Origin of the sequence: Albidovulum litorale (genome assembly GCF_025751495.1) — a bacterium.
Taxonomy (GTDB): domain Bacteria; phylum Pseudomonadota; class Alphaproteobacteria; order Rhodobacterales; family Rhodobacteraceae; genus Albidovulum; species Albidovulum litorale.
Genome location: NZ_JAOWKZ010000006.1, coordinates 1 through 25,271 on the forward strand (window position 1 = coordinate 1; position 25,271 = coordinate 25,271).

At 60.0% G+C, this 25,271-nt stretch carries 24 protein-coding genes and 4 pseudogenes; 10 read left to right on the top strand and 18 right to left on the bottom strand.

Annotation, left to right across the window (positions count from 1 at the left end; genetic code table 11):
• Positions 1-273, top strand: a 273-nt coding sequence (locus OEZ71_RS19895; protein WP_263741842.1) for an alpha/beta fold hydrolase, incomplete at its 5' end; no start/stop codon positions are given.
• A 318-nt stretch (positions 274-591) separates the two neighbouring features.
• Here OEZ71_RS19895 and OEZ71_RS19900 read toward each other — a convergent pair.
• Complete coding sequence (locus OEZ71_RS19900) at positions 592-2,364, bottom strand: SLC13 family permease (protein WP_263741843.1); 1,773 nt, start codon at positions 2,362-2,364, stop codon at positions 592-594.
• Between the two features lie 316 nt (positions 2,365-2,680).
• Positions 2,681-2,917 carry a hypothetical protein gene (locus OEZ71_RS19905; protein WP_263741844.1) on the bottom strand — a complete coding sequence of 79 codons (237 nt, stop codon included), beginning with the start codon at positions 2,915-2,917 and terminating at the stop codon, positions 2,681-2,683.
• 160 nt (positions 2,918-3,077) lie between these two features.
• Here OEZ71_RS19905 and OEZ71_RS19910 point away from each other — a divergent pair, with 160 nt between their 5' ends.
• Entirely contained in the window at positions 3,078-3,806 is a 729-nt protein-coding gene (locus OEZ71_RS19910) for a Crp/Fnr family transcriptional regulator (protein ID WP_263741875.1), read from the top strand.
• Between the two features lie 95 nt (positions 3,807-3,901).
• On the opposite strand, the gene OEZ71_RS19915 is transcribed toward OEZ71_RS19910, so the two are convergent.
• From OEZ71_RS19915 to OEZ71_RS19930, 4 genes are all read right to left on the bottom strand, one after another.
• Positions 3,902-4,198 carry a hypothetical protein gene (locus OEZ71_RS19915; RefSeq protein WP_263741845.1) on the bottom strand — a complete coding sequence of 99 codons (297 nt, stop codon included), beginning with the start codon at positions 4,196-4,198 and terminating at the stop codon, positions 3,902-3,904.
• Between the two features lie 354 nt (positions 4,199-4,552).
• Positions 4,553-4,741 (bottom strand): hypothetical protein, encoded by a 189-nt coding sequence (locus OEZ71_RS19920; protein WP_263741846.1) that lies wholly within the window; start codon positions 4,739-4,741, stop codon positions 4,553-4,555.
• Between the two features lie 237 nt (positions 4,742-4,978).
• Positions 4,979-5,386 carry a hypothetical protein gene (locus tag OEZ71_RS19925; protein WP_263741847.1) on the bottom strand — a complete coding sequence of 136 codons (408 nt, stop codon included), beginning with the start codon at positions 5,384-5,386 and terminating at the stop codon, positions 4,979-4,981.
• A 62-nt stretch (positions 5,387-5,448) separates the two neighbouring features.
• Positions 5,449-5,865, bottom strand: a complete 417-nt coding sequence (locus OEZ71_RS19930) for a type 1 periplasmic-binding domain-containing protein (protein WP_263741848.1) — start codon at positions 5,863-5,865, stop codon at positions 5,449-5,451.
• Between the two features lie 349 nt (positions 5,866-6,214).
• On the opposite strand from OEZ71_RS19930, the gene OEZ71_RS19935 reads away from it, so the two are divergent.
• From OEZ71_RS19935 to OEZ71_RS19950, 4 genes are all read left to right on the top strand, one after another.
• Positions 6,215-6,529, top strand: coding sequence for a hypothetical protein (locus OEZ71_RS19935; RefSeq protein ID WP_263741849.1), 315 nt, complete (start codon positions 6,215-6,217; stop codon positions 6,527-6,529).
• Positions 6,526-6,879, top strand: coding sequence for a hypothetical protein (locus OEZ71_RS19940; protein WP_263741850.1), 354 nt, complete (start codon positions 6,526-6,528; stop codon positions 6,877-6,879). Before OEZ71_RS19935 ends, OEZ71_RS19940 begins: the two co-directional genes overlap by 4 nt.
• Before the next feature lie 237 nt (positions 6,880-7,116).
• On the top strand, positions 7,117-7,755 hold the full coding sequence (locus tag OEZ71_RS19945; RefSeq protein WP_263741851.1) for a hypothetical protein: 639 nt from the start codon (positions 7,117-7,119) through the stop codon (positions 7,753-7,755).
• A complete protein-coding gene (locus OEZ71_RS19950; RefSeq protein ID WP_263741852.1) occupies positions 7,745-8,056 on the top strand; it encodes a hypothetical protein in 312 nt (103 codons plus the stop codon). Before OEZ71_RS19945 ends, OEZ71_RS19950 begins: the two co-directional genes overlap by 11 nt.
• A gap of 932 nt (positions 8,057-8,988) precedes the next feature.
• Here OEZ71_RS19950 and OEZ71_RS19955 read toward each other — a convergent pair.
• Positions 8,989-9,693, bottom strand: coding sequence for an IS6 family transposase (locus OEZ71_RS19955; protein WP_263741853.1), 705 nt, complete (start codon positions 9,691-9,693; stop codon positions 8,989-8,991).
• A 58-nt stretch (positions 9,694-9,751) separates the two neighbouring features.
• Between OEZ71_RS19955 and OEZ71_RS19960 the strand changes: the two are divergent.
• Positions 9,752-10,273: pseudogene (locus tag OEZ71_RS19960) on the top strand (IS6 family transposase); the annotation flags it as partial.
• 136 nt (positions 10,274-10,409) lie between these two features.
• Here the strand turns inward: OEZ71_RS19960 and OEZ71_RS19965 are convergent.
• Positions 10,410-10,907, bottom strand: coding sequence for a hypothetical protein (locus OEZ71_RS19965; protein WP_263741854.1), 498 nt, complete (start codon positions 10,905-10,907; stop codon positions 10,410-10,412).
• Positions 10,908-10,962: 55 nt separating this feature from the next.
• Positions 10,963-12,105 (bottom strand): outer membrane protein assembly factor, encoded by a 1,143-nt coding sequence (locus tag OEZ71_RS19970; RefSeq protein WP_263741855.1) that lies wholly within the window; start codon positions 12,103-12,105, stop codon positions 10,963-10,965.
• 622 nt (positions 12,106-12,727) lie between these two features.
• Between OEZ71_RS19970 and OEZ71_RS19975 the strand changes: the two genes are divergently transcribed.
• Positions 12,728-13,810: a DUF389 domain-containing protein gene (locus OEZ71_RS19975; protein ID WP_263741856.1), complete on the top strand. Its 1,083-nt coding sequence runs from the start codon at positions 12,728-12,730 to the stop codon at positions 13,808-13,810.
• 645 nt (positions 13,811-14,455) lie between these two features.
• On the opposite strand, the gene OEZ71_RS19980 is transcribed toward OEZ71_RS19975, so the two are convergent.
• The 8 genes and pseudogenes from OEZ71_RS19980 to OEZ71_RS20015 form a co-directional block, all read right to left on the bottom strand.
• The gene (locus OEZ71_RS19980; protein WP_318527861.1) at positions 14,456-14,725 is read right to left on the bottom strand and encodes a glycine zipper 2TM domain-containing protein; all 270 of its coding nucleotides are present in this window, start codon (positions 14,723-14,725) and stop codon (positions 14,456-14,458) included.
• 175 nt (positions 14,726-14,900) lie between these two features.
• Positions 14,901-15,831, bottom strand: a pseudogene (locus OEZ71_RS19985) (IS5 family transposase).
• A gap of 315 nt (positions 15,832-16,146) precedes the next feature.
• Positions 16,147-17,074 (bottom strand): annotated as a pseudogene (locus OEZ71_RS19990) (IS110 family RNA-guided transposase).
• A gap of 107 nt (positions 17,075-17,181) precedes the next feature.
• Positions 17,182-17,838, bottom strand: a complete 657-nt coding sequence (locus OEZ71_RS19995; RefSeq protein WP_263741857.1) for a DUF3299 domain-containing protein — start codon at positions 17,836-17,838, stop codon at positions 17,182-17,184.
• A 20-nt stretch (positions 17,839-17,858) separates the two neighbouring features.
• The gene (locus OEZ71_RS20000; RefSeq protein WP_263741858.1) at positions 17,859-19,199 is read right to left on the bottom strand and encodes an ABC transporter permease; all 1,341 of its coding nucleotides are present in this window, start codon (positions 19,197-19,199) and stop codon (positions 17,859-17,861) included.
• A complete protein-coding gene (locus OEZ71_RS20005) occupies positions 19,199-19,831 on the bottom strand; it encodes an ABC transporter ATP-binding protein (protein ID WP_263741859.1) in 633 nt (210 codons plus the stop codon). The genes OEZ71_RS20000 and OEZ71_RS20005 overlap by 1 nt, the downstream gene beginning before the upstream one ends.
• Positions 19,832-19,953: 122 nt before the next feature.
• A protein-coding gene (locus OEZ71_RS20010) for an IS3 family transposase (protein WP_263741860.1) occupies positions 19,954-21,080 on the bottom strand; the annotation gives its coding sequence in 2 pieces (ribosomal slippage) (positions 19,954-20,816 and positions 20,816-21,080; 1,128 coding nt in all).
• 35 nt (positions 21,081-21,115) lie between these two features.
• Positions 21,116-21,436 (bottom strand): M81 family metallopeptidase, encoded by a 321-nt coding sequence (locus OEZ71_RS20015; protein WP_263741861.1) that lies wholly within the window; start codon positions 21,434-21,436, stop codon positions 21,116-21,118.
• 126 nt (positions 21,437-21,562) lie between these two features.
• Between OEZ71_RS20015 and OEZ71_RS20020 the strand changes: the two genes are divergently transcribed.
• Together OEZ71_RS20020 and OEZ71_RS20025 are read left to right on the top strand one after the other, a co-directional pair.
• Positions 21,563-22,912 (top strand): IS1380 family transposase, encoded by a 1,350-nt coding sequence (locus OEZ71_RS20020; RefSeq protein ID WP_263741862.1) that lies wholly within the window; start codon positions 21,563-21,565, stop codon positions 22,910-22,912.
• 247 nt (positions 22,913-23,159) lie between these two features.
• Positions 23,160-24,788 (top strand): amidohydrolase family protein, encoded by a 1,629-nt coding sequence (locus OEZ71_RS20025; protein ID WP_263741863.1) that lies wholly within the window; start codon positions 23,160-23,162, stop codon positions 24,786-24,788.
• Positions 24,789-25,103: 315 nt separating this feature from the next.
• Here the strand turns inward: OEZ71_RS20025 and OEZ71_RS20300 are convergent.
• Positions 25,104-25,244: pseudogene (locus tag OEZ71_RS20300) on the bottom strand (transposase); the annotation flags it as partial.
• Positions 25,245-25,271: the final 27 nt, after the last annotated feature.

Consider the following 25,271-nt stretch of genomic DNA (forward strand, 5'->3'; position numbering starts at 1 on the left):
GCTTTGGAAAGCTGGCGCCCTGAAAACTACGCTTTCAGTTTCAACCCGGACGAGGTCGGCGCACCATTCTCTGCCCCGTCGCTGATACTCGGGGGCAGGCAAGATACTATCGCTGGATATCGTGACGCGTGGATGTCTGTTGAGCGTTTTCCGAGAGCGACGTTCGCCGTGCTCGATGGCTGTGGACACTTCATCGCTCCCGCCAAAAGAGATTTATTCCGATCCCTGATCATCGACTGGCTGGACCGCATGGAACTTGACAGCGGCGAGTAGCGTCCGCTCCGGGCTCAGAACTGCCGATCTCCGCGCTGCGGCTAGTCCCTACGCCCCTTTCCGCCCAGCCCGGCCCAATCCGGACTCTGGTGACGCATCAGAATGCCGCGCAGCGGTTTTCGTATTCCCGTCGTCCGCTGACTGCACAGCAATTCAACCGTCTGCTCGCCTGACGAGCGGAGTTAAGCGGGCATCATTGCCTTGGGGGTTCAGTCCCGGCATCTCGTGGATTGAACCGAAGATGATCCGTCTGGGTCTTAAACCCGTTGCTTTGCGGAGGCGCGGCGCCATGGGTGCAGACAATCAAGACCGTAAGACCTAGAACGGGAAGAATATCGGGATCGCGCCGACCACTGCCGCGCCGACGACAAGATTCATCGGAATGCCGATCTTTAGGAAGTCGGAAAATCTGTAGTTCCCTGCGCCGTATACCAGCGTATTCGTCTGGTAGCCGACCGGGGTCGCGAAGCTCGCACTCGCACCGAGCATCACCGCGACGACAAACGGCCGCGGATCGACGCCAAGCTGCTCGGCGAGGCCAATCGCGAGCGGGGTGACGACAACGGCCACGGCATTGTTGGTGACAGCCTCGGTCAGCACAGACGACAATAGGTAGATGGCGGCAAGCGTGACAAAAGGAGGTAGTCCTCGCAGTGCCGGCGTTATGCTGTCGACGATGAGGCTTACGGCCCCGGAATTCTGCAAGCCCGTGCCGACGATCAGCATCGAGAAGATGAGCACAAGGACGCCAGCGTCGATCGAGTTCCATGCCTCGATGTTGTCGATACATCGGAATACGAGAATGCCCGCGACGGCTATGAGGGCAAGCACGCTGATCTCTGCAATGCCGGCGGCGGCAAGTGCCACGACCGAGAAGAGCGCGAACAGAGCAAGCGGAGCTTTCCTGCGGCGGAATGCGCGGCCCCCCGCATCGGAGATCGCGGCAAGATCGCCCGCCTCGGTCAGACGGGCAAAGCCTTCAGGCGTTCCTTCCAGAAGCAGCGTATCGGCAGGGCGCAAGAGCGCGGTGGACAGGTCAGGCCCAAGCAGTTCCCCATGTCGGTGGGCGCCAAGAACGCGCATGCCGTATCGGTGCCCCATGGCAAGCTGGGTAATTCGCACGCCGCGGCTTCGGCGCGACAGCGTCACGATTGCCTCTGCGACGATTAGGTCGGAGGTGGTTTCCGGCGCTGGACCCTGACGTAATCCGACTTCGATCCCTGCCAGCTTTCTGAGCGTAAGCAGTTCCGATGTCGCCACTTTGGCGATGATTCGGTCACCCGGCTCGAGAACGTGCTCGCTCAAGCCTTCTCGTTTCACACCAGACCGCGCGCGGATGCCGACGATCTCAATGCGTCGCTGGTTCAGGGCGGCGATTTCATCAATACGTCGACCGATGTTTGGGTAGTCCTCTCGTGGACGCAACTCCGTCAAAAAGGTCGCTTCATCGTCTCCGCCCTGTTCTGAAAGATCCTTTCGGTCAGGCAATAGGACAGGTCCCAGCACGAGTAGCGCCACGCCGCCTGTGGCCGCGGCCACCAAGCCGACGGGTGTGATCTCGAAAATTGAAAACGGCTCCAAGCCAGACGCTTGGGACACGCCGTCCACCAGCAGGTTGGTCGACGTGCCGATCAGAGTGCACGTCCCACCCAAAACCGCCATGTAGGATAACGGGATCAACAGGCGCGTCGCAGCAAAGTCGAGGCTCTGCGCCAAACGGATTGCCACCGGTATCAGGACGATGACGACTGGCGTGTTATTCATCAGGCCCGAGGCGACAAGCGTCGCGATGAGAAACGCCGCTGTGCCCGCAATCGGGCTGTTGCTCGCCACTTTAACAATCCGGTTCGAGAGCGCGTCGAGAAGCCCGGTTCGGACCAGCGCACCGCTGATTACGAACATCGCGGCAATCGTGATAGGTGCGGGGTTCGAAAATGCCGCCAGAACTTCATTCGTGGGGACAAACCCGAACACGATAAACAGCGCAGCAGCCCCCGCAGCAGTTACGTCTGGTGCGAAGCGCTCGGAGAGAAAGGCTGCAAACAGCAGAAGAACAACTGCGAGCGCGAGATAGGGTTCGTAGCCGGTCATGAGATCGATCGACCCATCCTCCGTGTTTTACACATTCACCACCAATGGTTTCCGGTCACGTCCTCCACACTCTTGAAAAAAGCACTAACAGATCGACCCAAGCTCCCTCGACATTTTAGGCTCATAACGAAACGTAATTGGCGGAGATGCAGGCGTCCGCGGCGCGAAATTTGCCATGCATGCCGACCGCAACGCGTGTGTCGCGCAGGCTTACGTTATCCGCGCAGGCTCACGTTATTAAAGCCCTAAATCTGTCCGGTAGGCGCTGACGTCAGACGCAGGCTTCTTACTAACTTGCTCTGTCGCTTTGTATATGTCACGATTGACGAAGCACGCTGTCGCCAGCGGCGATCCGGTTGATGAGGTCAGCCACCGCACGATGAATCTCTATTTCTCTGGTCGTGCCGACGGCGTTTTCGTGGGTTGCGGCCGCGTCCCGGAGTAATCCGACAATCTCGCGTTCGGGGAGGAGCTTGTGGCCGCTCATCGCAAGAAGGATCGCCTCACAGATCGAGAGGGCGGCGATTCCGGAACAGTCCTTCTGGTCGGGCATCGCGAAAACCTCCTTGTTGCTGACACGGGATCATGGCGTAGTGTGCGCTGATCGACTTTCCCAACCTTTCAGGAAATGCGGTATGCTGGGCTGATCGAAAGCAGTCCCCGCGCCGTTTTTTGCCTTGAAGGTCTTGTCTGCCCGGGAGGCGCCATTGAGCATGATCAAAGACAGTCCTCTCACCCGGAAGCTTTCCGCGTTTGTCGCCCTCTCGGAACCAGAGCTTGCGGTCTTGGAACGCCTGCACCAACGCCGCCGGTCTTTTGTCGCGGGTCGCGATCTCGTGCATCAGGGGCAATCCGATCAGGCGGCTTACATCCTCTCGGAAGGGTGGGTCTGCTCCTACAAGGTCCAACCGGACGGATCGCGCCAGATCGTCGATTTCCAGATCCCGGGCGATTTTCTTGGGCTGCGCAGCGTCCTGCTGCACACGTCCGATCATAGCATCGAACCAATCGTGGATATCCAGGCGGCGGAAGTTCTGGCGAGCGATCTTCTGGAGGCGTTCGCGCGAACCCCACGGCTTGCGATGGCAGTTCTCTGGGCGGTGAGCAGGGATGAAGCGATGGTGGTCGAGCACCTGGTATGTCTCGGCCGCCGCGACGCGAATGCCCGCATGGCCCACTTTCTGCTCGAACTCGGTGTCCGGCTGGCTCTGGTGGGGATGGGCAGCGAGGCGGGATATAATTGTCCGCTGACGCAGTATCATCTCGCAGATGCGCTGGGGCTGAGTGCCGTCCATGTCAATCGTGTCCTGCGGCAGCTCCGGGAGGGTGGATTGGTCACATTCCGGGACGGTCAAGTGACTTTCGACGACTATGAACGTCTGGTGGAACTGGCGGATTTCGATCCGGCCTATCTGGATCAGACCGGCCCGCTTCTCAAGTGACAATGGCCGCCCTGTTGATAGAGGGGCGGCCATGGCAGATCGCTAGTTCGGCGCTTTCAAATTTTCACATGGCGCGGTCTTCGCTGCTGCGTCGATCAGTTGCTGTCGCCGTTGCCTTGAAGGGCATTCAAGCGCAGCGCTACTTCCGACACGCTGAGGCTGCCGCATTCACGCGCATGAAGCTCTGCTGAGAGCTCCAATTGCGTGCATGCCCGAACATATTGCGCCGGTTGGAGCGGTGTGGATTTCGATATCGCAGCATGACTTTCCGCAAAACTTGCGGCTGCGAAGGCGAAGACCAAAAGTGCCGATGACACGGCTAAGCGACTACATTTCTGGGCAAAACCCCTCGCAAACTCTGAACGGTGGGAGAAAATCTTTACAAAAAACATCGTAGTATCCTTTCTTGGATTTTCCGAAGTCACGGAGATCATGGAGAAATAAGACGATCGAGATCGATTGATCTCTGGTCTTCCACGACTGCTTGGAAAATCGGAGCCAAACGAGGATTCGTTAGGCATTCAGCACTATCGCCGACCTGCTTTGGCGGCGCACTGACACAAGTTAGCTTAAGTCGTTTGACGTGTTCTTTCACAAGTTGTTTCCGGATCAGGATTGGCTCGACACAGCGGAATACGTTGCATTTTATTGCGTCAGCTTCGACAGGAGGTTGCGGGCAAACTGACGTAAAAAGGCCGCCCTCCTATCAAGAAGGGCGACCCGGTCACAAGCTCAGACGCCGGACATCACGCGAGGGCGTGAGTGGCCGCGTCGAGTTCCTTGTTCGTCTCGGCTTCGTTCTTCGCCGAATGCGCCTTCTCGGCGGCCTGGTAGTGTTTCAGGGCCGCGTCCTTCTTCGGACCATCGGGCGCCTTGTCCCAGTTGGCCTTGACGGACTTCATCTTGTCGACGGTCTTGTTGATTTCGGGTGTCATTGGAATGTCCTTTCCTGGACGTTCCGAGAATAAGAAGCGTGAGAACAATACCCACCGATAGTCGTCTGCACGCCCTCACGCCTCTTCAGTACTCGGAAAAAAATATGCCCGCCAAATATTCGTCGGGCACAGGTCACCTAGCGGGTTTGCCGCGATGTCCGCACTGACGCAGGTTAGCCTGACCGGCACGGGGCGTGACATTGCGTCCTGACGTTGCGGAATGCGACCCTGCGCAGGTCATTCAGTGCGGCGCGAGTTGAGGGGGTGTGCCGCGAAGGCCGGTCGGTCCCCTTGTGGCAGAGGCGTCTCATTGTGGGACATCCGGCGCCATGCATCCCCGTCCAGCAGGTACGTGGACGCACAGAACGCCTCATGGATCGGTGCGCCGGCCTTCTCGGCCGAAACGCTGTAGGTGAGAACGACGATGTCGCCGCGACGCTCCAGCCGCCTGTTCGTCATGCCGATCGAGCGCCATGGATTTTGCTGTTCCGGACGCGCACGGGTCCGGTCATTCTGAAGAATTCCGAATGGATGGGGAAAGATCATGATGGATTTATCTGAGGTTCCGGTACGGGCGCTATCCATCCCGTCGGTCCAGAACCGTTCTTCGAGATCCCAAAGCGTCGCTGCATACCGCATGGTCATTGGCCGTTTCCTTGTCTGGAGTTCTTCCGGTCCGGTCGCTCAAAACCCGACATCCGAACACCTCAACCCGAACCGGCCAGAACGTAGACCCGCGCCAGGACCAGAAGGAAAAACACGACGAACAAGACGCGTCTGAAAGAGCCCGGCGGCCAGTTTGGCATCACGGGAACTGTCACGCCCGATACCCGGTGTGTCAGGGGTACAGGCAACAACCCGGCCAGTTTCGCGGCAACCGCGCCGTGATCAAGGCCGAGCGCGGGGACATCCTTGAACCCCGAAAGTATCGCCCCCAGCCGACCGCGCGCCGCCTCCTGCCCTGAATTTGCCAGTCTGGCCGCCTCTTCCCAGGGATCGAGGCCCAGCCTGGCAAGTGCGGAGACCACCGTCACGGCAGCGCCGTTCTGGTCTTTGCCAACGAAGGCGTACAAAAACGGGTCGAAGTCGTTTCCCTCCGGGTGAAGAACCTCCAGCCTGGACATGTAACACTCCAATTCATCTTTTGACCCAACCTTCGAGAGCCTCCGTTGGGACCAGCGAGGCACCAGTCGCCCGAAAGATGCCGACAACTGGTTATCTGATCTTATTGGCTGTTCCTCGGTTACGCCCTTACGCAGATTAGCGATGTGCCGGGCAGGTCGGTCCAGACCTTGCGACAGATCGGCATTGCACCCTGAGAGAAAAAAACTGCCCCAAGCTAACACCGATCAGCATGGGTCGCCCTCTGATGGTTTATGGTGATGACACTCATCAGACCTTGCCGCGTGCCCCTTTCAGTACCTGCGGCTACCGGTTGTTGAGCAACTTTCATATAGGCAGCGGAGGCTTGGGATGAACACGCGGACGTCCAGATCAATGGTGACGTTTCCTCACGTCTTCGTCTTGCCGGGCTACCCGGAAGAGCTGCCCGCCGGTGACTACGAGGTCGTCACCGATGAGGAACGCCTGCAGGGTCTCAGCTTTGAGGCATACCGGCGGACCGCGACATACCTGACCATTCACGGCAGGGGTAAGCATGCCGGCCGCATCGAACTGCGTCCGGTTTCGGAGCGGGACATCGAGCTGGCGATCAGCCACGGTCGGAACATCCCCAAGGACATCAATGACAGCGAGGCGGCGCTTTCTCCGCAGGAGGAATTGAAATGAACACTCCCGAATGGCTGAAACCCGGAATCTACGGCGGCGTGATCGGAGCAGTTGTCGTTACTTTCGTCGGATTTTCGTGGGGCGGTTGGATGACTGGCGGTGGCGCCAACAAGATGGCGCGGATCATGGCCGAGAGCGATGTGATCGCCGCACTGACTCCGGTCTGCATCGACATGTCTCGCGCAGACCCCGACCGCATCGCAAAGCTCGCCACCATCAACAGCACCGCGAGCTACAAGCAGCGCGATGCGGTGATCGCCGCCGGCTGGGCGACGGTCCCGGGCACCGAAACCGCCAACCGGGATCTGGCGCAGGCCTGCATGGCCGCGCTCAAACTCGACGCGTCGTGACGCGTCGTGACGCGCCGGGTTGGCCGACGCCCCTCGCATTGGACCAAACCATACTGAAGGGTCGCGGTTCTTTAGCGCCACACGCGGTTCGGGTGACGGACCATCTGCCAATCCCGTTGCACCAACAACTTCATGAAAAGGAACGCGCGATGTCCGTTGGAAACTCCACGACCAGAGGCACCAAACGCTCAGCATCGGCTTCCGAAGCGCTGCCCGTCAGGAAAGCGCCTTGCGCCCTTGACGAACATCCTGGCGGCGGAGCGCGCAGGATTGGAACGCTTTCAAACCAGGGGAATGATCATGAAACCACACGTTGGAAAGAGCATAGCTGTTTTTTCCCGGCCATTCAGGCTTTCCGGTTTTGATGAGATTCTTCCTGCGGGAGAATATGACATCGAAACCGAACTGAACTCACCGCCGGACCATCTCGATCCGGAAGGTTGGAAGGCATCAGTCCTGGTGCATCTGAAACCACGGACGTCGCATCCCGGGCTGAAGCGAAGCCTGACCGTGTCTCTGGCTGAACTTGAGAGCGCCCACGCCAGGGATAAGCTCTCCGGACGTGATCTGACACAGGTCTTCATCGAAGAGATGCTCGCCGATCCGATGGTGCGCCTCGTCATGAAAGCAGATGGCGTTTCCGAGAGGCAGCTTCGCCATCTTTACGGCGTGTCGCGCAAACCGACTTCGGACCGCGACACCCTGGATCGAAATGTGGGACGCAAAGCGCCGCAGCCCCACTCATCTGATGGGCTCGCGGTCGAGGCCGCCGAAAACGAAGGAATGCCATCTCATGTGCATTGCACAGCTCGGTTCGGACCCCCGCCCCCCCCGGCGGAACAGCGATGGCCGCAGGGACAAAACCATGACCGATGATCCGGTGAATCTTGACGCGAGACGCAGCACCGAAAGCAGGATGGCCACCGATATCCGACGACATTCACTCAAGGACTTCGAAGCTGACCAGTACGAGCTCCGCCGACGGCAGGAAGAGCTGGAAGCGCAGCTTCTCGCCGAGCCTGCCGCCAACTGGCAAGAGGCGGCGATGAAAGCGCAATATCTGATACGTCGTTATTCAGAGACTTTCGAGGCTCAGGATGCAAGACGCCAGAAACTCATCCAGCGCGCGCTTGGTGACCTCGCGCGCCTGATCGAGGCCGAGGCACCAAACCCATGACTCCATTTACCAATGAGGACACGATTCCCGCACGGGCGCGCAATGACGTGCCGCAAGAGCGTCGGTGCCTTCGCTGCGGCACCGCCTTCCGAAGCGAAGGGTTCGGGCAGAGGATCTGTCCGCGCTGCAAGGGGTCAAACGCGTGGCGGAACGCCGCCCCTGTAGGCCCTGGTTCGTCTCGCCGCCGCTGACGTATTTCAGGGAGCTCAACCGTTTTTCCCGCGCACGGACAAGTTGCATGAATGCCGTATTTCTTAGCGGTCCAAACGACAGGTCCCTACTACGGACTATCCTACACGCTGCGCCAACGTGCCGAAGGCGAAGGCTGAAGCGAGGCATCCAGAGCACCCCAAGAGTCCGAAAGGGATCGTCCACACCCTCAGTAACATCTCCTTTTCGGGGTATCATTTGATGTGGACCACTTGGCCGCAGTATGTAGTCCGGCCTTGGAGCCGACCTGCGGCTACGTAAAAGAGCCGAGTTTTCAGGCAATCTGAATGTCGGCTTCCGTGCTTCCCGCCGAGGCTAGCTCGCATCTGCGGAGAAGGTCCGCAATCCGCCCTTTTTTGCTGAAACGGCTTTGATGCACCGAGCAGAACATGGCCCGTGACGAGTTTGGATATCAGGCCCATCTGACAAATGCCACTGGCATCGAAGTGCTCAGATCGGCTTTGTAAAAAGTCATTGAAGATTATAGCCTTAACGGAAATTCACTTAATCGGTGCAGTCATCAGGTAAGGAGAATAACGGCCACGAGAGAACGCTTCCGGACCCATCGCGCCAGAGCCGGTGAACAGCCTCAACCGCATAACCCTTGAAAACCACGGAAAATTCTGGCCGAAGTTGGTACCGGAGAAACTTTTCGCGAGGGCAACTGGCGGTGCTGGCAGACTAATTCGAACTCGTCTCAGCAAGGGCAGTGTCGCTGTCCTTTATGGCGCGCAGAGACCGCGCCACTCAGCGAGAGCGGCGGCTCGGTTGGCCTTGAAATTTTGTCGCGAGTTGTGGCTGCGTTCTTGGTTGAAGTGGTTCGAGACGGAAGCGTGGACGGCGGCGAATTTCTGGAGACTTCGCACGCGACGGAAGCGGAGCATCGCCCGCTCTCGCCTTCGGAAAGGCAAGTGTGAATTCTCCGCGCGGTTATTCGTCCACTGGCCGGTTTGCTGGCGCTCACGGATACCGAGATCACCCAAAGCGGCCCCGTAGGAGCGCAGACAATCAGTGACGAACTCATCGGCTGAACCGTGCCGCTTCAGAGATTTCCTTAAAAATTTCAATGCTGCTTTCCTGTCTCGCTTCCTCGTCACGAAACTCTCGAGCACTTCGCCTTCATGATCGACGGCGCGCCACAGGTAGTGACGCTCGCCATTGATCTTCACAAACATCTCGTCGAGATGCCATCTCCAGTGGCTCGATCGCATACCCAAGACCCGACGTTTCCGGATCTCAGAAGCGAACATCGGCCCGAACCGATGCCACCAAAATCGGACCGTCTCGTGGCAAATGTCGACGCCCCGCTCGTGGAGTAGATCCTCGACGTTCCGGAGCGACAGCGGGAACCGGACATACATCATCACCGCCAGGCGAATGATCTCGGGACTGGTTTTGAAGTACTTGAAGGGCGAGCGTTTGATCATGCCCGGACGCTACGTGGCGGCTGCACCGCCCTCAAGCCGAGTTCTTCTGACAGGACCCGCGGCGGAGATCCGAAAGCGGCGTGTTGAGAGGATGCAGTCCAGTCGCGCCCGTTGGCACCTAGACGAGATGTTCGTAACGGTCAACGGCGAGCGGCATTATCTGTGGCGGGCCGTCGATCACGAGGGTGAGGTGCTGGAAAGCTTCGTTACGAAGAGGCGGGACAAGAACGCGGCATTGAAATTCCTTAAGAAATCCCTGAAGCGGCATGGACGAGCCGACGAATTCGTGACTGATCGCCTTCGATCCTATGGCGCTGCACTTGGCGAGATGGGCATCCGCGACCGCCAGCAAACCGGCCGATGGATGAACAACCGCGCCGAGAACTCGCACTTGTCATTTCGACGACGGGAGCGGGCCATGCTCCGCTTTCGTCAGATGCGATCGTTGCAGAAGTTCGCATCCGTCCACGCCTCTGTCCTCAACCTGTTCAACTCGGAGCGCAGCCTCTCCTCTCGACAGAATTTCAAGTTGAACCGCGCCGCTGCTCTCGCCGAGTGGCGCGGCCTCTTCGCGGCATAAGGGACAACCATCCTGCCCTTGCTGAGACGAGATCGCATTTGTCTGCCACCACCCTTGAACGGGTTCGACTTGGCCATGAATCGACGCTACGAGTGAGCCACGCCCGTCTCAACCGGAATCCCTCTTACAGGACCCATCAAGCGCCACTGCGTCTTCCATGAATTCGAACCGTAGCGGTGCCACCTGTCGGAACGCGTTTGTAGATGATCTTCACGACCCGAATGCCGCGCACCAGACCGGGTAGGAGCATCTTGCGGGTCCGGCTTCCAGCCGAAATGATCGACCGGACGCGAAGCTCGGACGTTTCGCCGTTGGTGAATGTCACCTCTATGCTTTCGATGAAGATCGGCTTGTCGACGGCTTCGACGACAAGCCCTGTAAAGAGGCCCTTTGCCAGCGTGACAGGAACGATGCTGAAATTCTTGACAAGGTTGACCCGGCTCTCTCCAAGCAGGATCCAACCCTCGCCCAACGAGGGATCTGCACGCGCCGCGAACGGAAAAGCCGCGACAAGTGCGATAAAGCCGCGGCGATGAACTTTCGTCGGAAAACCGCTACCGTTGATGGGTGTTTGTGTCATTTCTCTATCCCTTCGAGCGTGTTCGTTTCTGGCGTCCGCATCATTGTTTTGCATTCGCCGTGAGCCGTGCCGAACTTTGTGCCGGATGCGCAGATCCTGATCCCCGCGATCAAAAGCGCTGGCCCAATGTGACGTAGAGGAAGTCCTCCTGGTCGTCGTTCCGCGCGTAATCGATGGCATAGTCGAGGCCGAACTTCCGGGACACGCGAACGCGCAATCCGACGCCGGCAGCAAAGCCGCCGCTGTCGAACGACATGCTCCCGAGTGACTCTCCGCCGCCGCCGAAGCCCGCAAAAACAACGTAACCGAAGCGGTTGGACAGGCGTCCGCGATACTCGGCCTGAACCGCCGCGGACCATGGCTCGAGATCGTCGAGCGCGCCGAAACCCCGCAACCCGTTGGCCAGGCCGACGCCGCATGCATCGAAGAACGGTGCGGAATATGCCAATCCGCAGAGCGAGGCCTTTGCGGCCAGGACACCGCTTTCCCCAACCTCCCGGTAATGTGCGGCGGAAAGCAAACCCTTTGTGTAACTGCGATCGAGCACTTTGAAATTGCCGCCGAAAATCGAGTCGACTTCTACACCATAGGAGAGAGATGCGGCGACCAAGGTCCCTTCGGTTGGATAGAATGTGTCGTCCCGCGTGTCGAACGTGACGTCCAGGCCAACCTTTCCCAAGGACAAGTCGGCATCCGGCCTGAGGATTGGCGGCAAGACTCCAAGGCCGGGCGAGTTTATTCCGATCGTCGAATCCAGATAGGTGAACGATACGCCTGCGGATAGGGACTCAGAGATGCCGCGGTCGACCCGGAGAGCATAGGCTTCGCCCGTCTGTTTGATCGGAATGTTAACTGAACTTCCGAGCGGAAAGTCGTAAAACAGAGTCGCCTCAGCGGCAAACAGGCTCACAGACCAGCCGCCGTCGGCAAAACTCAGGCTGAAGCCGCCGCCGAGCCCTTCGCTGCCATTGCTCGACTTGAGTTTGGCGAGACCCGCGCCGGACGGTTTCGACCCCGGCAATGTAAAAAGATAGCCAGCCCCGAGGGTAAGTCCGCTTCCGATCATGGGGTTGGAGAAAGGGATCGGCGCGACAATGACGGAGCCTCGGCGAAAACCCAGATCGGCCTTTGCCGCAGCCTGAGGGTTCGCGAGTTCGCGCTCGAGCAATGATACTTGCGCTAGTGCCGCGCTGCTTCCCGACGACAGAAGCAACGCTGAGACGACACCGGCACGCAGTACTTTCTTTATCATCATTAAAGATGTCCTATAAGTTCTGCTGCCGCTGGGCGGCCTTACCTGACTGATCCAGTTTGATTGTTAGTGCATGAGCGGCCTCTGCGCCACTGGGATGATGGTCTCGGGTGCCGGTGCTCTATAGCCGAAGCGGCTTGTGACCGTGGCCCTCGCCAACAAGACGGCGCGCACCGCATGGGCACTGCTCGTGAAGGGAGAGAGCTAAAGGGCCGCACCGGCCATCTGAACGAAGGAGAACATGGCGGCGCTCCAAAGGCACCGCGACGAGATGCAAGGGCAGACGTGAGTGACGATGATCAAGCGAGGCCGCTGCCGGGACACCCCGAGGTACTGTCTGGGCGTCAAAGCTTGATAGTCTGATTGGGGCCTGGCTTGCGGACTTCATCAGGGCCAGCGGTCACACGCACCGCGCACACAGGCCAGACACATGACCGCACCCCGCTACGATCGAAATCAGCTCAAATCAACTCTTGCACAAACGGAGCCGTCCACACATGACAGCACCCGTCAAACATTGTACTTGCCTCGGCCCGGGCCTCCGAGTTTACTCCAATCCGTTTTTTGCCGATGCGATTGCTGCACGACCGCGACGCCGGCTCTTTCCAACGGAGAATGATCGATGTCATCGTCGGTACTTCAGCGGCTCGCGCAATCGCTGAATGGACGGAGTTCCGGCAAGGCCAAGGACAGCGATTTACTTTTCAGCCAGATCGAGGAATCCTCGGTTCCTAGCCTGAATTTCTATTTCATGCTGGCCATGGCGACGGCGATCGCGTCCTTCGGGCTGCTCAGCAACAGCGCGCCGGCAATCATCGGCGCGATGATCGTGGCGCCACTCATGTCGCCGATCATCGGGTTTTCGTTTGGCTCGATCATGGGCAAGGACAGACTGACGGTCCAGTCCGCGACCTCGATTGTCACCGGTGTCGGATTCGTGATCGGTATTGCGTTCGTCTGCACAAACCTGATCGGTCTGCGGGTCGTCGGTTCCGAAATTCTTGCGCGCACTGCACCTTCTACCCTCGACCTGCTGGTTGCTTTGTGCTCGGGGGCGGCAGCAGCCTTCGCACATGCGCGGATCGGGATCGCAAATTCGATTGCGGGCGTCGCGATCGCCGTCGCTCTGGTGCCTCCCCTATCGGTGGTCGGGATCGGCCTTGCCCTTGGCGAAGACGCGGTTTCCGCTCAGGCGATTGCCCTATCGGACATTCATCATCAGGGTGACGGCTACACGATGGCCGGCGGCGCTTTTCTGCTTTTCATCACGAACTTTCTCGGCATCGTCGCCGCGGCCATGCTGGTCTTTGGATTGCAAGGATACGGGCACTGGCGCAAACCGTTCATCGTGTCCTCGGTCCTTCTGATGTCGTCCTTCTTCGTCGTCGACCGTCTAGACCGACGGCTCGAGATCATCTTCGTCGAAGACACGGTGAAACGTCTCTATGTCGAAGCAGTGAAAGCGAAAACAGGCCTTGTTTCCGACAACCACTTCATCCTTCAGGTCCGGGGCGAGCGCGACAACGGGCTGCTCGGCGTGTCAGTTGTCATGCTGGGCGTACGCGAAAGCCTCGACGATCTCGACAGTTCGGCGGAAACATTCCGAGGTTTGCTGTCAGAACAGCTGGGAGAACCAGTCTCCCTGCGGCTGAAGATAATCCCGATCGACATCATCGATCACGAGGCGATGGCGTCCAAAAAGTAAGTTACAGTGTGCGATGCAGGCCTTGTAAGACAAACTTAGCTGTCTGACGTCGGCACCTGCCGGACAGAATCAGGGGGTTGAGCAACGGAGGACAAATGTCAGCTCCCTTGATGAACGGAGATAGCCTCGAAACGCTTGTAAGAAAGGCAACCGTCCATAGAGACAAAAGGTGCGTTCCGACATGCCGTGCTGACGGCACGGGCCAAGGCACTTTTCCTCTATTAAATTCTTGGCCAGGGTGCCGATGATCATCTCGAACTAGAAACTCGTTCGCTTCGTTGTCCGTCCACACGTTGATACGGGCTCTGATCGACCCAAGCTGCGTAACCGCCATATGCCCGTCATGGTGCGTCAGAAGGCGATTTCAAGTTGCACACATAGTGGTATTGTCAGAGGAATCGTGATTGGCCGCCCGTTACTGCCCTCTCCCTTGGAGAGAAGGCGCAAAAAACTGATCTGTAGGGCAAGAGATCTTGCAGAGCGCAGACGAGACCAACAACCGAACAGTTGCCAGCCTAACAGATCAAGTTCTTCTGACAACACCCTGTTTCAGGTTAGGCGGCGGCGGCCTGGTGCTGCCGAACCAGAGCCTGAATTTTGCTCGCCCGGCTCTCTAAGAATAAACCTGACGATGAACAAAATCGTTTACGGGCAGGCAGCCTGGTAGGTCTGCCCGGTTTGTGAGTTCCGGTAGGTGCAGAGCCGAGATGTCGTTTGGTTCGCTCCGACCTGCGCCCCGACAGCGGCTCCGACCAGCGTCGCGGCGGTTCTCCCTTTGCCGCTTCCAAGCTGGTTACCGACCGCCGCGCCAACGAGCGCACCTGATGCAGCGTTTACACCTTGATTGTCCGTACATCCCGCAAGCATACCGAAAAATGCCGCTGCCATAAGTGCCGTTCCTGCCACTCTGATCATTCTCCACTCCTTCCGTTGTAACCCAAATTCGAACAGCCTCGTTGGCTTCGAAGAACCCAAATTTCTCGTAGTTAAGAATTTCAAGTGAACATGGTTATCGCTACTATTTCAACATTCTTGTGGCTATGTTGCACAAAACGTCTGATGGCCGAGGTTCCCCTATCCCTGGACGGACTTATCTCACGGCTTCCGTGACAGGTATGCCAGAGCGGTGTAGCCGTTCAGTACGGCGATGCGGACCTGGAGTTCGGCGACTTGGCGATCGAAGTCCCGCGCCATGAGGCGCTGCCCCATCAGCTTCACACAATGCATCTTCGTTTAAACGCGACTTCGCGGTGGTATCCGCTCCATCGTCGCCACAGAGCCCGGCCTAGGTATTTCGACGCTCTCAGGGCCTCGTTTCGCGCCACGGCTCCGGCGGTGATCGTCTTCCAGGGCTTCGCGTTCTTGCGGGGTGGGATGACGGCATGGGCGCCGCGTTCGGCGATCGCATCATGGCACTTGCGGGTGTCGTCGGCGCCGTCGGCGGTCACCGAACCGATCTCTTCGTCCAGTGGGATCTGGCTGAGCAGATCGGGCAGGACAGGTGCGTCGCCGATGTGGCTCCCAGTGATCTCGACAGCCCGGACCTCCAGCGTCTCCTCATCGATCCCGAGATGGATCTTACGCCAGACGCGCCGTTTGGAGCCGCCGTGCTTGCGCGCATTCCACTCGCCTTCGCACTCGACCTTTATGCCCGTGCTGTCGATAAGCAGGTGCAACGGTCCCTTGGAGCCGCGATCGGGGATGTTCACGGCCAGCGTCTTCTGGTGGCGGCACAGCGTGCTAAAGTCGGGCACTGCCCAGTCGAGACCGACCAGGCGTGGCAGACTCTCCACGAACCCGGTCGTCTGCCGGAGAGCCATGCCGAAGAGAACCTTCATCGTAAGGCACCTCTGGATGGCGGCATCGCTGTAGGTCCGCTGGCGGCCACGCCTGCCTGTCGGCGCGGCATCCCAGTTCATCGCGGGGTCGAACCAGATCGTCAGCGAGCCCCGGCGCTTGAGCGCTTCATTGTAGGCTGGCCAGTTACTGGTCTTGTAGGACGGGGGGTTCGGTCTGCTCATGCAGTACAGCTACCACGCTGGATTCACAAGATGAATCCCTCACGCGATTTGTGCAACATGTGTAACCGCCCCATGCGCAAGAGGGGTTTTGAAGCTGTCTTGGCGCGTCATCGGGTGCTTACATGTGTCCGGCCTCAGATGCGGCCAATTCCATGCCGCGGGCCCGTATGGTGTTCGCCGGTCGGGTCCAGATCAAAGCCGCGGGCTCGATGGCACTCTGTTGCACACTGGTTCTCCCGATCCCGTCTCACGACTATTGCGCCAAACTGCTCCTTGCCCTCTTCCGCTCCGACGTCCTCGCGACCGACGACCGACTTATGCTGCCGCGGTCGGAGATTGGTAGACGCCACCGCGAGCCATCAGCGCCCAGACGATCCGCGCCATCTTGTTTGCCAACGCCAAGCGAACCAGCATCGGCGGCTTGCGCGTCAGCATCCCACCGAGCCAAGTGCCCGGGCGGGCCGCGGCATGGACGTGCCGCTTGACGATGATGCTGTTCGCCCCAATGATCAGCAGCCGCCTAAGGGAGCACTCGCCCATCCTTGTCGTGGCGCCGAGGCGCTGCTTGCCTCCTGTCGAATGCTGCCTCGGTGTGAGGCCGAGCCATGCCGCAAGGCGCCGCGCCACCTCATTCTCTTTGGCCCGTCGGGTGATCTCGGCATCGAGCGCGTCGATCTCCGTCTCGAGGTGCCTGAGCGCCGATACCAACACGTGCAGGGTCGCGACAGCATCGGCTGGAAGGCCACTCTCCGGGTCCTCGACGATGGCAATCAGGCGCGCTGCGTTCGCGGCGCCTTGCGGCACGATCTGGCCGAACTCCCCCAGATGGCCGCGCAGTGCATTGATTGCCTGCGTCCGCTGCCGGATCAGCAACTCGCGAATGCGGAAGACCATCGCGGCTCCTTGGGTCTCTTCGCTCTTCACGAGCACGAAGCGCATCGTCGGGCGCGTGGCCGTCTCGCAGATCGCTTCGGCATCGGCCGCATCATTCTTTTGTCGCTTCACGAACGGCTTCACGTAGGCGGGCGGGATGAGCCGCACTTCATGGCCCAGCTTCCCGATCGAAGTGGGCGCCGCCGCAGGCTTCCATCGCCACTACGCAAGGCCGCAACTGCCCGAAGAAAGACAAAACCTGATCCCGCCTCAACTTCTTTCGAAGAAACGCCCGTCCTGAGGTGTCAGAGCCATGCGCCTGAAACACATTCTTCGCCAGGTCGAGCCCGACCGTGATAATCTCCGAAATGACCGTCCTCCTGTATGGATCTTCGCAGACCCACCTTGGCACACCGATGCCGTCGGGGGGACGTTACATCATCAGAGCCCATCACATCACAGCACCAGCGCTGGTGCTCATCCACCATACTCCTCGACCAACAGAGGCTGCATCGAATAGCTGACAGAAACCGGAGCCTGTCCGTCGACATAGCCAACCTTCTGAACCGAACTCTGAGCCACCATGGTTCCGGTGATCCATACGGGGGTGAAGAGTCCGTTGACCTCGACCCCCTCGGGATAAACCACATGGACGATCTGGTTGGCGGGCGGCGGCGGGGTGTGGACGCAGGCGCCGACGGTCGGCACGAGAAGGAACTCGATGGCCTTGCGGTCCTTGAATTCGAGCGGCAGCACATATCCAGGCAGGCGTACGCTCGTGCCGACGAGCTCCTCGTTCACCCCGGTGGCCGCCGCTTCGCGTTTTTCCATGATCGACAGGCGCGCGGCGAACAAACCGTCAACATCGAGGCCGTCCTCGGCCATTTGCTTGCGCAAAGCTTGCGCCTCGGTGCTGGCTTCGGCGTCATCGCTCCGCTCGGCCAGGGCCTCGAACCGCAGGATCTGGCGCAGCGTGTCCATCTGATCGTCGGTGAGGGTCTCAAACGGATTCTCGATCACAACGGCCGGAGGTGCGAGCGTATCCCACGAGATTTCCCGAGGGTCAGCCGCTTGTCCGAGACCCGGAAGAACGGCAAGCGAGAGTATCAAGACGAGACGAGCGAACATGGTCATGGAGAATTCCCCTGAGTTTATCATAGCCTGACCGACAGCCCGTCGGCCAGCGTCATGCGATAGACCCGGACTGCCGGGACAAGCGAAGCAAGAAGCCCTGCGCAGAAGATGACGAAAAGAGTGCCCGGTTCGCGCGCCCCGAAGACATCAAAGCCCAATCGCAAACCGAAACGGGCGGACAGGATCGGGTCGGTCACGAACGTGGCCACCGTGAGCAGAACAAGGCCAAGGATCAGCCCCGCGGCTGTGAGAATGGCGGCTTCGGTCACAATCAGGCCGAAGATGCGTGCCGGTGTCGCGCCGACAGACCTCAGGATCGCAAATTCGCGGCGGCGAGTGTCGAGGGTCGCAGAGAGCATGACCACCATACTGATCATCCCGGCCAAAGCCACGGCCCAAGCCATCAGTCGCATCGCGCTCTCCGCTGTTCCGGTAATCCCCCAGAGCTCGGCCAGAGCGACCGCCGGGAGGACTGCGCTCAACGCGTCGGAGGGGCGTTCGTTGACGGCCCGCTGGAGACCGAGGACATTCGTCCGATCGATCAGCCCAACGTAGACGGCATTGATCCGGTCCGGTTCGTGACCATGTCCGACCTCCGTGCCTTCGTATTCGCCATGATCTTCGTGGTCTTCATGCGCGTCATGGTCGTCGTGCGCGTCATCCTCACCATGACCGTTGGCGGGCGTGGCGGCCGGGTCGAGGGGGTCGGCCAGTGGCGTCTCTTCCTGCGCATGGATGGTGTCGAACCCTTCCAGCGCAACAAAGACCATCCGGTCGACGGCGGTGCCGGTCGGCGCGAGCACGCCCGAGATGGTGAAGGGCGCGTCGTCGTGCAGGTCGAACGAGACCTCGCCGGAGCCATGGGCGTTGACGATCACTGTCCCCGGGGCATAGCCGAACCGCGCCGCGATCTCGGCCCCGACCACGGCCGCATCCGCACCATCCCCAGTGAAGAACGTGCCAGCCGCCAATGAGAGTGGCTGACCGCCGGAGTGCCGAAAATGCTCGAAATACGATGCATCCGTCCCGATCACCGGATACCCGCGATGATTGTCGCCCATCTGGATCGGGACCGCCCACGCCACCTCGGGCCGACCCTCCATCCACTCGAAGCTGTCCCATGTCATGCCTGTCCCGGTGCCGCCGACGCCGAAAACAGTGGCCATCAGGATCTGCACCGAATTGCCACGCGGCGCCACGATCAGGTCGATCCCCGACGCGGAGTTGGCGAAACTGTCGCGCGCGCCGTCCCTCAGCCGCTCGACCCCGAGGATCAACGCGACGCTGAGGCCGATGGCCAGAACAGTCAGGCCGGCGACGAACCGGCGGTTCCACAGGCTGCGCAAGCTGAACCCCAGCATCAGGCGGCGCTCCGGTTCAGTTCGAGGAAGTCGACACTGCGGTCAAAATGACGCTCCAGGCTGCGATCATGACTGACGAACAGCAGCGCGCTGCCCGCTTCGGCGCATTCCCGCGTCAGCAGGTCGACAAAGGCCGCCTTGGCCGCCTCATCCAGCGCCGAGGTCGGCTCGTCCGCCAGGATCAGGTCCGGCTTGCCGATTAACGCACGCGCAGCGGCAACCCGTTGTTGTTGCCCGACACTGAGCTGATTGGCCGGCTTGGATGCCAGCGACGGATCGGACAGACCCAATTCCTCAAGCAGACGTCGGGCTGTTGCCACAGGATCGTCACCCGCGCGCGTGCGGCGGCGCTGCGAGAACGTGCAGGGCAGAAGGACGTTCTCAAGCGCGCTCAGCCACGGAATGAGATTGAACACCTGAAAGATCATGCCGATGTGATCGACCCGGAACCGATCCCGCGCACCACCCCGCACGGCGCCGAGATCCTTGTCCGCGACCAGGATTGCCCCCGTAGAAACATCCACCACGCCTGCGATAGCCGATAGGAGCGTAGATTTCCCGCTGCCGCTGGGGCCAAACAAGAAAATCCGCTCACCCTGAGCAAGCGACAGGTTTGGTATACGCAGCGTCACATTTTGTGCGCCTGGCCAATTAAAAGTCAGGTTTTGGACGTGCAATGCCCTCATTCGATACACTCAATCTGGCTACCTTGACACAGCCTGGATGGCCTGATCTGACTGGTCCGACTTGATTGTTAGTGCATGACTGGCCTCGGGTCCATCTGGACTATGGTTTCAGGAGCCGGTGGCCGATAGCCGAGAGCGCTGTGGGGCCGCTTAGTGTTGTAGTGTTTCCGCCAGCCTTCGATGATGATCTGAGCCTCCCTCAGCGAGTAGAAGAGCTCTCGGTTCAGCAGTTCATCGCGGAACCTGGCATTGAAGCTCTCCACATAGCCGTTCTCACAAGGGCTGCCCGGTTCGATGAAGGCCGTCCTGGCTCCCACGGCTTCGATCCATGCCCGGACGTCTTTGGCAACGAACTCGGGGCCATTGTCGCTGCGCACAAATGTCGGCGGCCCTCTCAGGATGAAGAGATCGGTGAGAGCGTCGATCACGTCGGTCGAGTTCAGCTTCCGCTTCACTGTGATTGACAGGCATTCCCGGCTGAATTCATCGAGGATGTTCAAGGTACGGAACGCCTTGCCGTCGTCAGTGCGGCAATGCACGAAGTCGTAGCTCCAGACATGGTTGCGGTGCTCAGGCCTCAGGCGGATGCATGATCCGTCATTCAGCCAGAGACGGCTCTTCTTTGGTTGCTTGCGTGGCACCTTCAGCCCCTCCCGTTTCCATAGCCGCTCAACACGGCCGACGCTGACCTGCCAGCCCGCATCTCTCAGCAGAACGGCGACGCGGCGGTAACCGTAGCTGCCGTATTGCCGGGCCAGTTCAATCATGTCTGCGACAAGCCGGTCTTCGTCTTCCCGGCCTCGGGGAGAGTACCTTTGCGTCGATCGATGCTGCCCCAGCACCCGGCAGATCCTGCGTTCCGAAACCTTCATCCTACTTCGGATCAGGTCGATGCAGGCACGCCGGCGGGCGGGGCTCAGAAGTTTCCCCGGGCTGCTTCCTTAAGGATTAGTTTGTCCAGGGTCAGGTCCGACACGGCTTTCCGAAGCCGTTCATTCTCTTTCTGGAGCCGTTTGAGTTCCTTAAGTTGGTCGGTTCCCATACCGCCATACTGCTTGCGCCATCGGTAATAGGTCTGCTCGGTAATGCGCACTTCGCGGATCGCATCCACGCGCTGCATACCCTGGCCGACAAGCACATCAACCTGCCGTAACTTCTGCACTATCTCCTCGGGCTTGTGCCGCTTGTTTGCCATTCTCTGTCCTCCGTTCCCTATACATAACGGTGGACCTAGTCAGATGAGGCATTCCAGCTCGAATCCGGTCCGTATATGAGGCCCGGTAGTAAGTCCCAGCCGTTTTCCTCGCACACATCTACTGCCCCGCCCAAGGCTGTTCCTCTGAGTGCTTTGATTTCATCACCCCGAAAGATACGCATGTTGTCCAGCGTGGTTTCGCCCATGCCTTCGGTGAGGTATGTGTTTGTTTCATGGAAAAAACCGACACAGCAGACTCGTAGTTTTCCGCTTTTTTTCGTTGACGCGAGTGAAGGTGACGATATTGCGGCAATACCGGTAAAAGCTGCCAGTGTATTGAATGTTCTACGCTTCATGATCCCTACCCTTTTTCCAGATGATGTATTAGCCCGGATTTCCCAAGTGATCTGCGGTTTGGGCTCGGGCCTTCGTCGGATTTCGGTTATACTGCAATGAGTTGGGCGGCATGAGGGCGGACTGTCATGGCTCACCCATCGGGTGCGGGTTCTCGGGACGATCTGAAGCTGGATTTCGACCGTCGTGTGCGTCTGGAGTTCCGGGGATCGCAGCTCAGTTCGGACGGCGGTCTGCTAATCGTGCGGGAACTGGACGACGCCCTCGGCCTCTCCGATCTGGCAAGCGTGGCGCTGGATGACAGCCGGACAGGCGCAAATCGAGTTCATCAGATGGCCGGGCTGTTCCGGCAAGCCGTGTATGGACGCCTCGCCGGATATCAGGACGTCAACGACGCTGAGCGGCTGGCCCATGACCCAGTGATGCGGCAGGTTGTTGGCCACCGTGCCGTACACGGTCAGGCCGCATCCACGTCGCAGATGAGCCGGTTCGAGACCGAAGGGCTTGCCACGGCTGCGAACCGCGCTGCTCTCGCCGATCTCAGCGGCCAGTGGATCGACCGCTTTCTCGACCGAGTGGGCCAGAAGTACATCGTGCTCGACATGGACAGCTCCGTAAGCCCGACCCACGGCGAGCAGGAGGGCACCGCATGGAATGGCCATTTCGGCTGCGCCTGCTACCACCCGCTCTTCCTGTTCAACCAGTTCGGGATGCTGGAACGCTGCGCCTTGCGCCCCGGCAACGTCCACAGTGCCGACGACTGGAAGGCTGTGCTGGAGCCGGTGATGCGGCGCTACGCCGACCGCGACATGCAGAAGTTCTTCCGTGCCGACGCCGCCTTTGCCCTGCCTGACCTCTACAAGACGCTGGAGGCGGCGGGCTACTTCTACGCCATCCGGCTGCCCGCCAACGCCGTTCTTCAGGAGCGTATCGCGCACCGGCTGAAGCGCCCGGTCGGTCGCCCGCCCAAGCATGGCCGCCGCTTGTACGAGGACTTCGAGTATCAGGCCAAGAGCTGGGACAAGCCGCGCCGGGTGGTCGCGAAGATCGAGTGGCATCCGGGTGAGTTGTTCCCGCGCGTCGGCTTCGTCGTAACCAACCTGCCGATGGAACCCGAGTGGGTGAGCGGGTTCTACAATCGCCGGGGCACCGCCGAACAGCACATCCGCGAGGGCAAGTACGCCATCCGGTGGACGCGGCTGTCCTGCCGCCGCTTCCGGGACAACGAGGTACGCCTAAAGCTCCACGCGCTGGCCTACAACCTGGCCGTCTTTCTCAGCCAAGTCGGTCTGCCCGAGCCCATGGCCGACTGGTCGCTGACCAGCCTGCAGCTCAAGCTGATCAAGATCGGGGCGCGCGTCGTGCGGCACGCCCGCGCCATCACCTTCCAGATGGCCGAGGTCGCTGTGACCGGGCCCATGGTCCGCGCCGTTATAGCCGCGATCCAACGGCTACGGGCGCCTCCGGCGGCGACATGATGTCAGCATCGCCCCTCGCGACCGAAGGAACAAGGCTCGGCCAGTGCGTCCTGGGCCGGCCATCCACGGGCATCTGGAGCCTCGCGACAGCGGATGGAGGCTCCAAGCGTGCCCATCGCGCAGTCCGAGGGGCACGCGAAGGCCGCCTCGGGTCCAAGAACCTTGTCAGAAGGCGCTCCAGACGGCAGCATGAGGCCAAACGAGGATCACTTGGGAAAGACCAGGTAAGAACTAAGCGGATAGACCAATGAAGAAGCAAAGACATCTACTGGCCGGGACCCTCTTGATGAGTATCATCTGTTCCGTTCCGGCCTTGGCACAAGATTATGATCTGGTAATCAACAATGGCCGGGTCATGGACCCGGAAACCCTGTATGACGACATCGCCAATGTCGGTATCAAGGATGGCCGGATTGTTGCGATCACCAAGGACGCGCTTACCGGTGCTGAGACGGTGGATGCGACCGGGCATATCGTGGCGCCGGGCTTCATCGACACCCATTTCCTTTGGCAGACGCCCATTGGCTACCGGGTCGGCTTGCGCGACGGCTTGACCAGCAGCATGGATGTCGAGATGGGTTGTGCGGGATCCTATGTCGCCGCCTGGTACGAGGCGCGTGCCGGTGTGACCCAGGCCAACTATGGCTGCGCGGTCAGCCACGAATTGGCCCGAGCTATGGTACTCGACGGGTCAACGGGCGATTTCCTGATAGACGGTCCCATTGCCGGGCTGGAAACCCGGAAGAAATCGGGCTGGAGCGTGACGCGCCCGACCCTGGAACAGGGCAACGCGATTCTCGAAGAGATTGACAAGGGTCTGCAGGCGGGCGCGCCGGGCATCGGCAGCACCGTGGGCTATATGAGGGAGGGCGTCTCTTCCCGCGAGATGTTCGAGGTGCAGAAGGTCGGGGCACGCTATGGCCGCCTGACTGGCGCACATACACGCTATACGCTGGGCACCGACACGACCGAGGTGAACGGCGCGCAGGAAATCATCGCAAACGCAATCGCGCTCGGCGCGCCTGCGATCGTCCTGCACTTCAACAACCCCGGCTGGCGCGTGACACACGAATTGATTTCTAGACTGCAGGAAAGGGGCCACAACATCTGGGGTGAAGTCTATCCCTACGCTGCCGGGTCCACCACGTTGAATGCCTCGTTCCTGCAGCCGGAGAGCTGGGTCGAGCAGTTGGGCAACCGCTACGAAGATACCGTGCAGGACCCGGTCACGAATGAGTACTACACCCTGGAGACATTCGAGGCCGACACCGCTTCCAATCCGACCAAGCCGATCGTCGTGTTCAAGATGCCCGCCGACGATCCGCCAAAATGGCTGACGCTGAAGGGTGTCACCGTGGCCAGCGACGCGGCTCCGGTCGAACCTCTTTTCGGCCCGTGGGATATTCCGCTGGACCAGCTCGGCAACGCCCACCCACGCTCGGCTGGCACTCGAGGCGCGACGATCCGGCTCGGTCGGGAACACAACATCCCGATGATGCAGCTGATGTCGATCCTCAGCTACAACGCAGCCAAGCACCTGGGGGATACGGGCCTGAAGGCGATGCAGGTACGCGGCCGCATCCAGACCGGGATGGTCGCCGATATCGTGGTGTTCGATCCTGAACGCTTCACGGACAATTCGACCTACGAAAAGGGTGCCGTCCCTTCAACGGGCATGAAAGCCGTGATCGTCAGCGGTCAGGTCACGTTGCGTGACGACAAGGTGCTTCCTGTTTTCGCCGGTCAGCCGATCCGGTTTGACCCCGAAGACAAGCCGCGCTTCGTGCCAGTCTCGGTGGAAGCGTGGAATGCCGAATTCTCGACCGGCATGCCCAGTGACTTCACGGGCGCCTTCCCGGCGAATGGCGGCAATTGATCGCGCCGCATCCAAGCAAGGAGACGGGATCATGCAGTTTTTGATCTCCGTCTCCTGGCTGCCATTTGCCCAGATCTTCAGCGCGGGCTGTCGGTTCCGCGTTGTCAATACCGAACGGGACAGTCCCGAAACCCATCTCACAGAATAGCGATTCAGACGAGATTTGCAGAGCGCGTTTGCGATCGTGACGAGCTTGCGTGCGACGGCTGTGACGACAACCTTGTGTGGCTTTCCCGCGGCTCGCAGGCGGTCAGCGAAAGTTTTCAGGATCGGGTTGTGATGGCTGGCGACGAGGGCCGCCTGGAACATGACGTGTCGCAGCTGGCGCCGTCCGCCCCCAATGGCGCGCTTGCCGCGCATGGCACCGCTGTCATGTGCGATTGGAGCCAAGCCCGCGAGCGCGGCGGCCTGTTCACCCGAGAGTTGGCCGAGCTCGGGCATCTCGGCGATCAGCATGGTGCTGGCGACGGGACCGATCCCGGG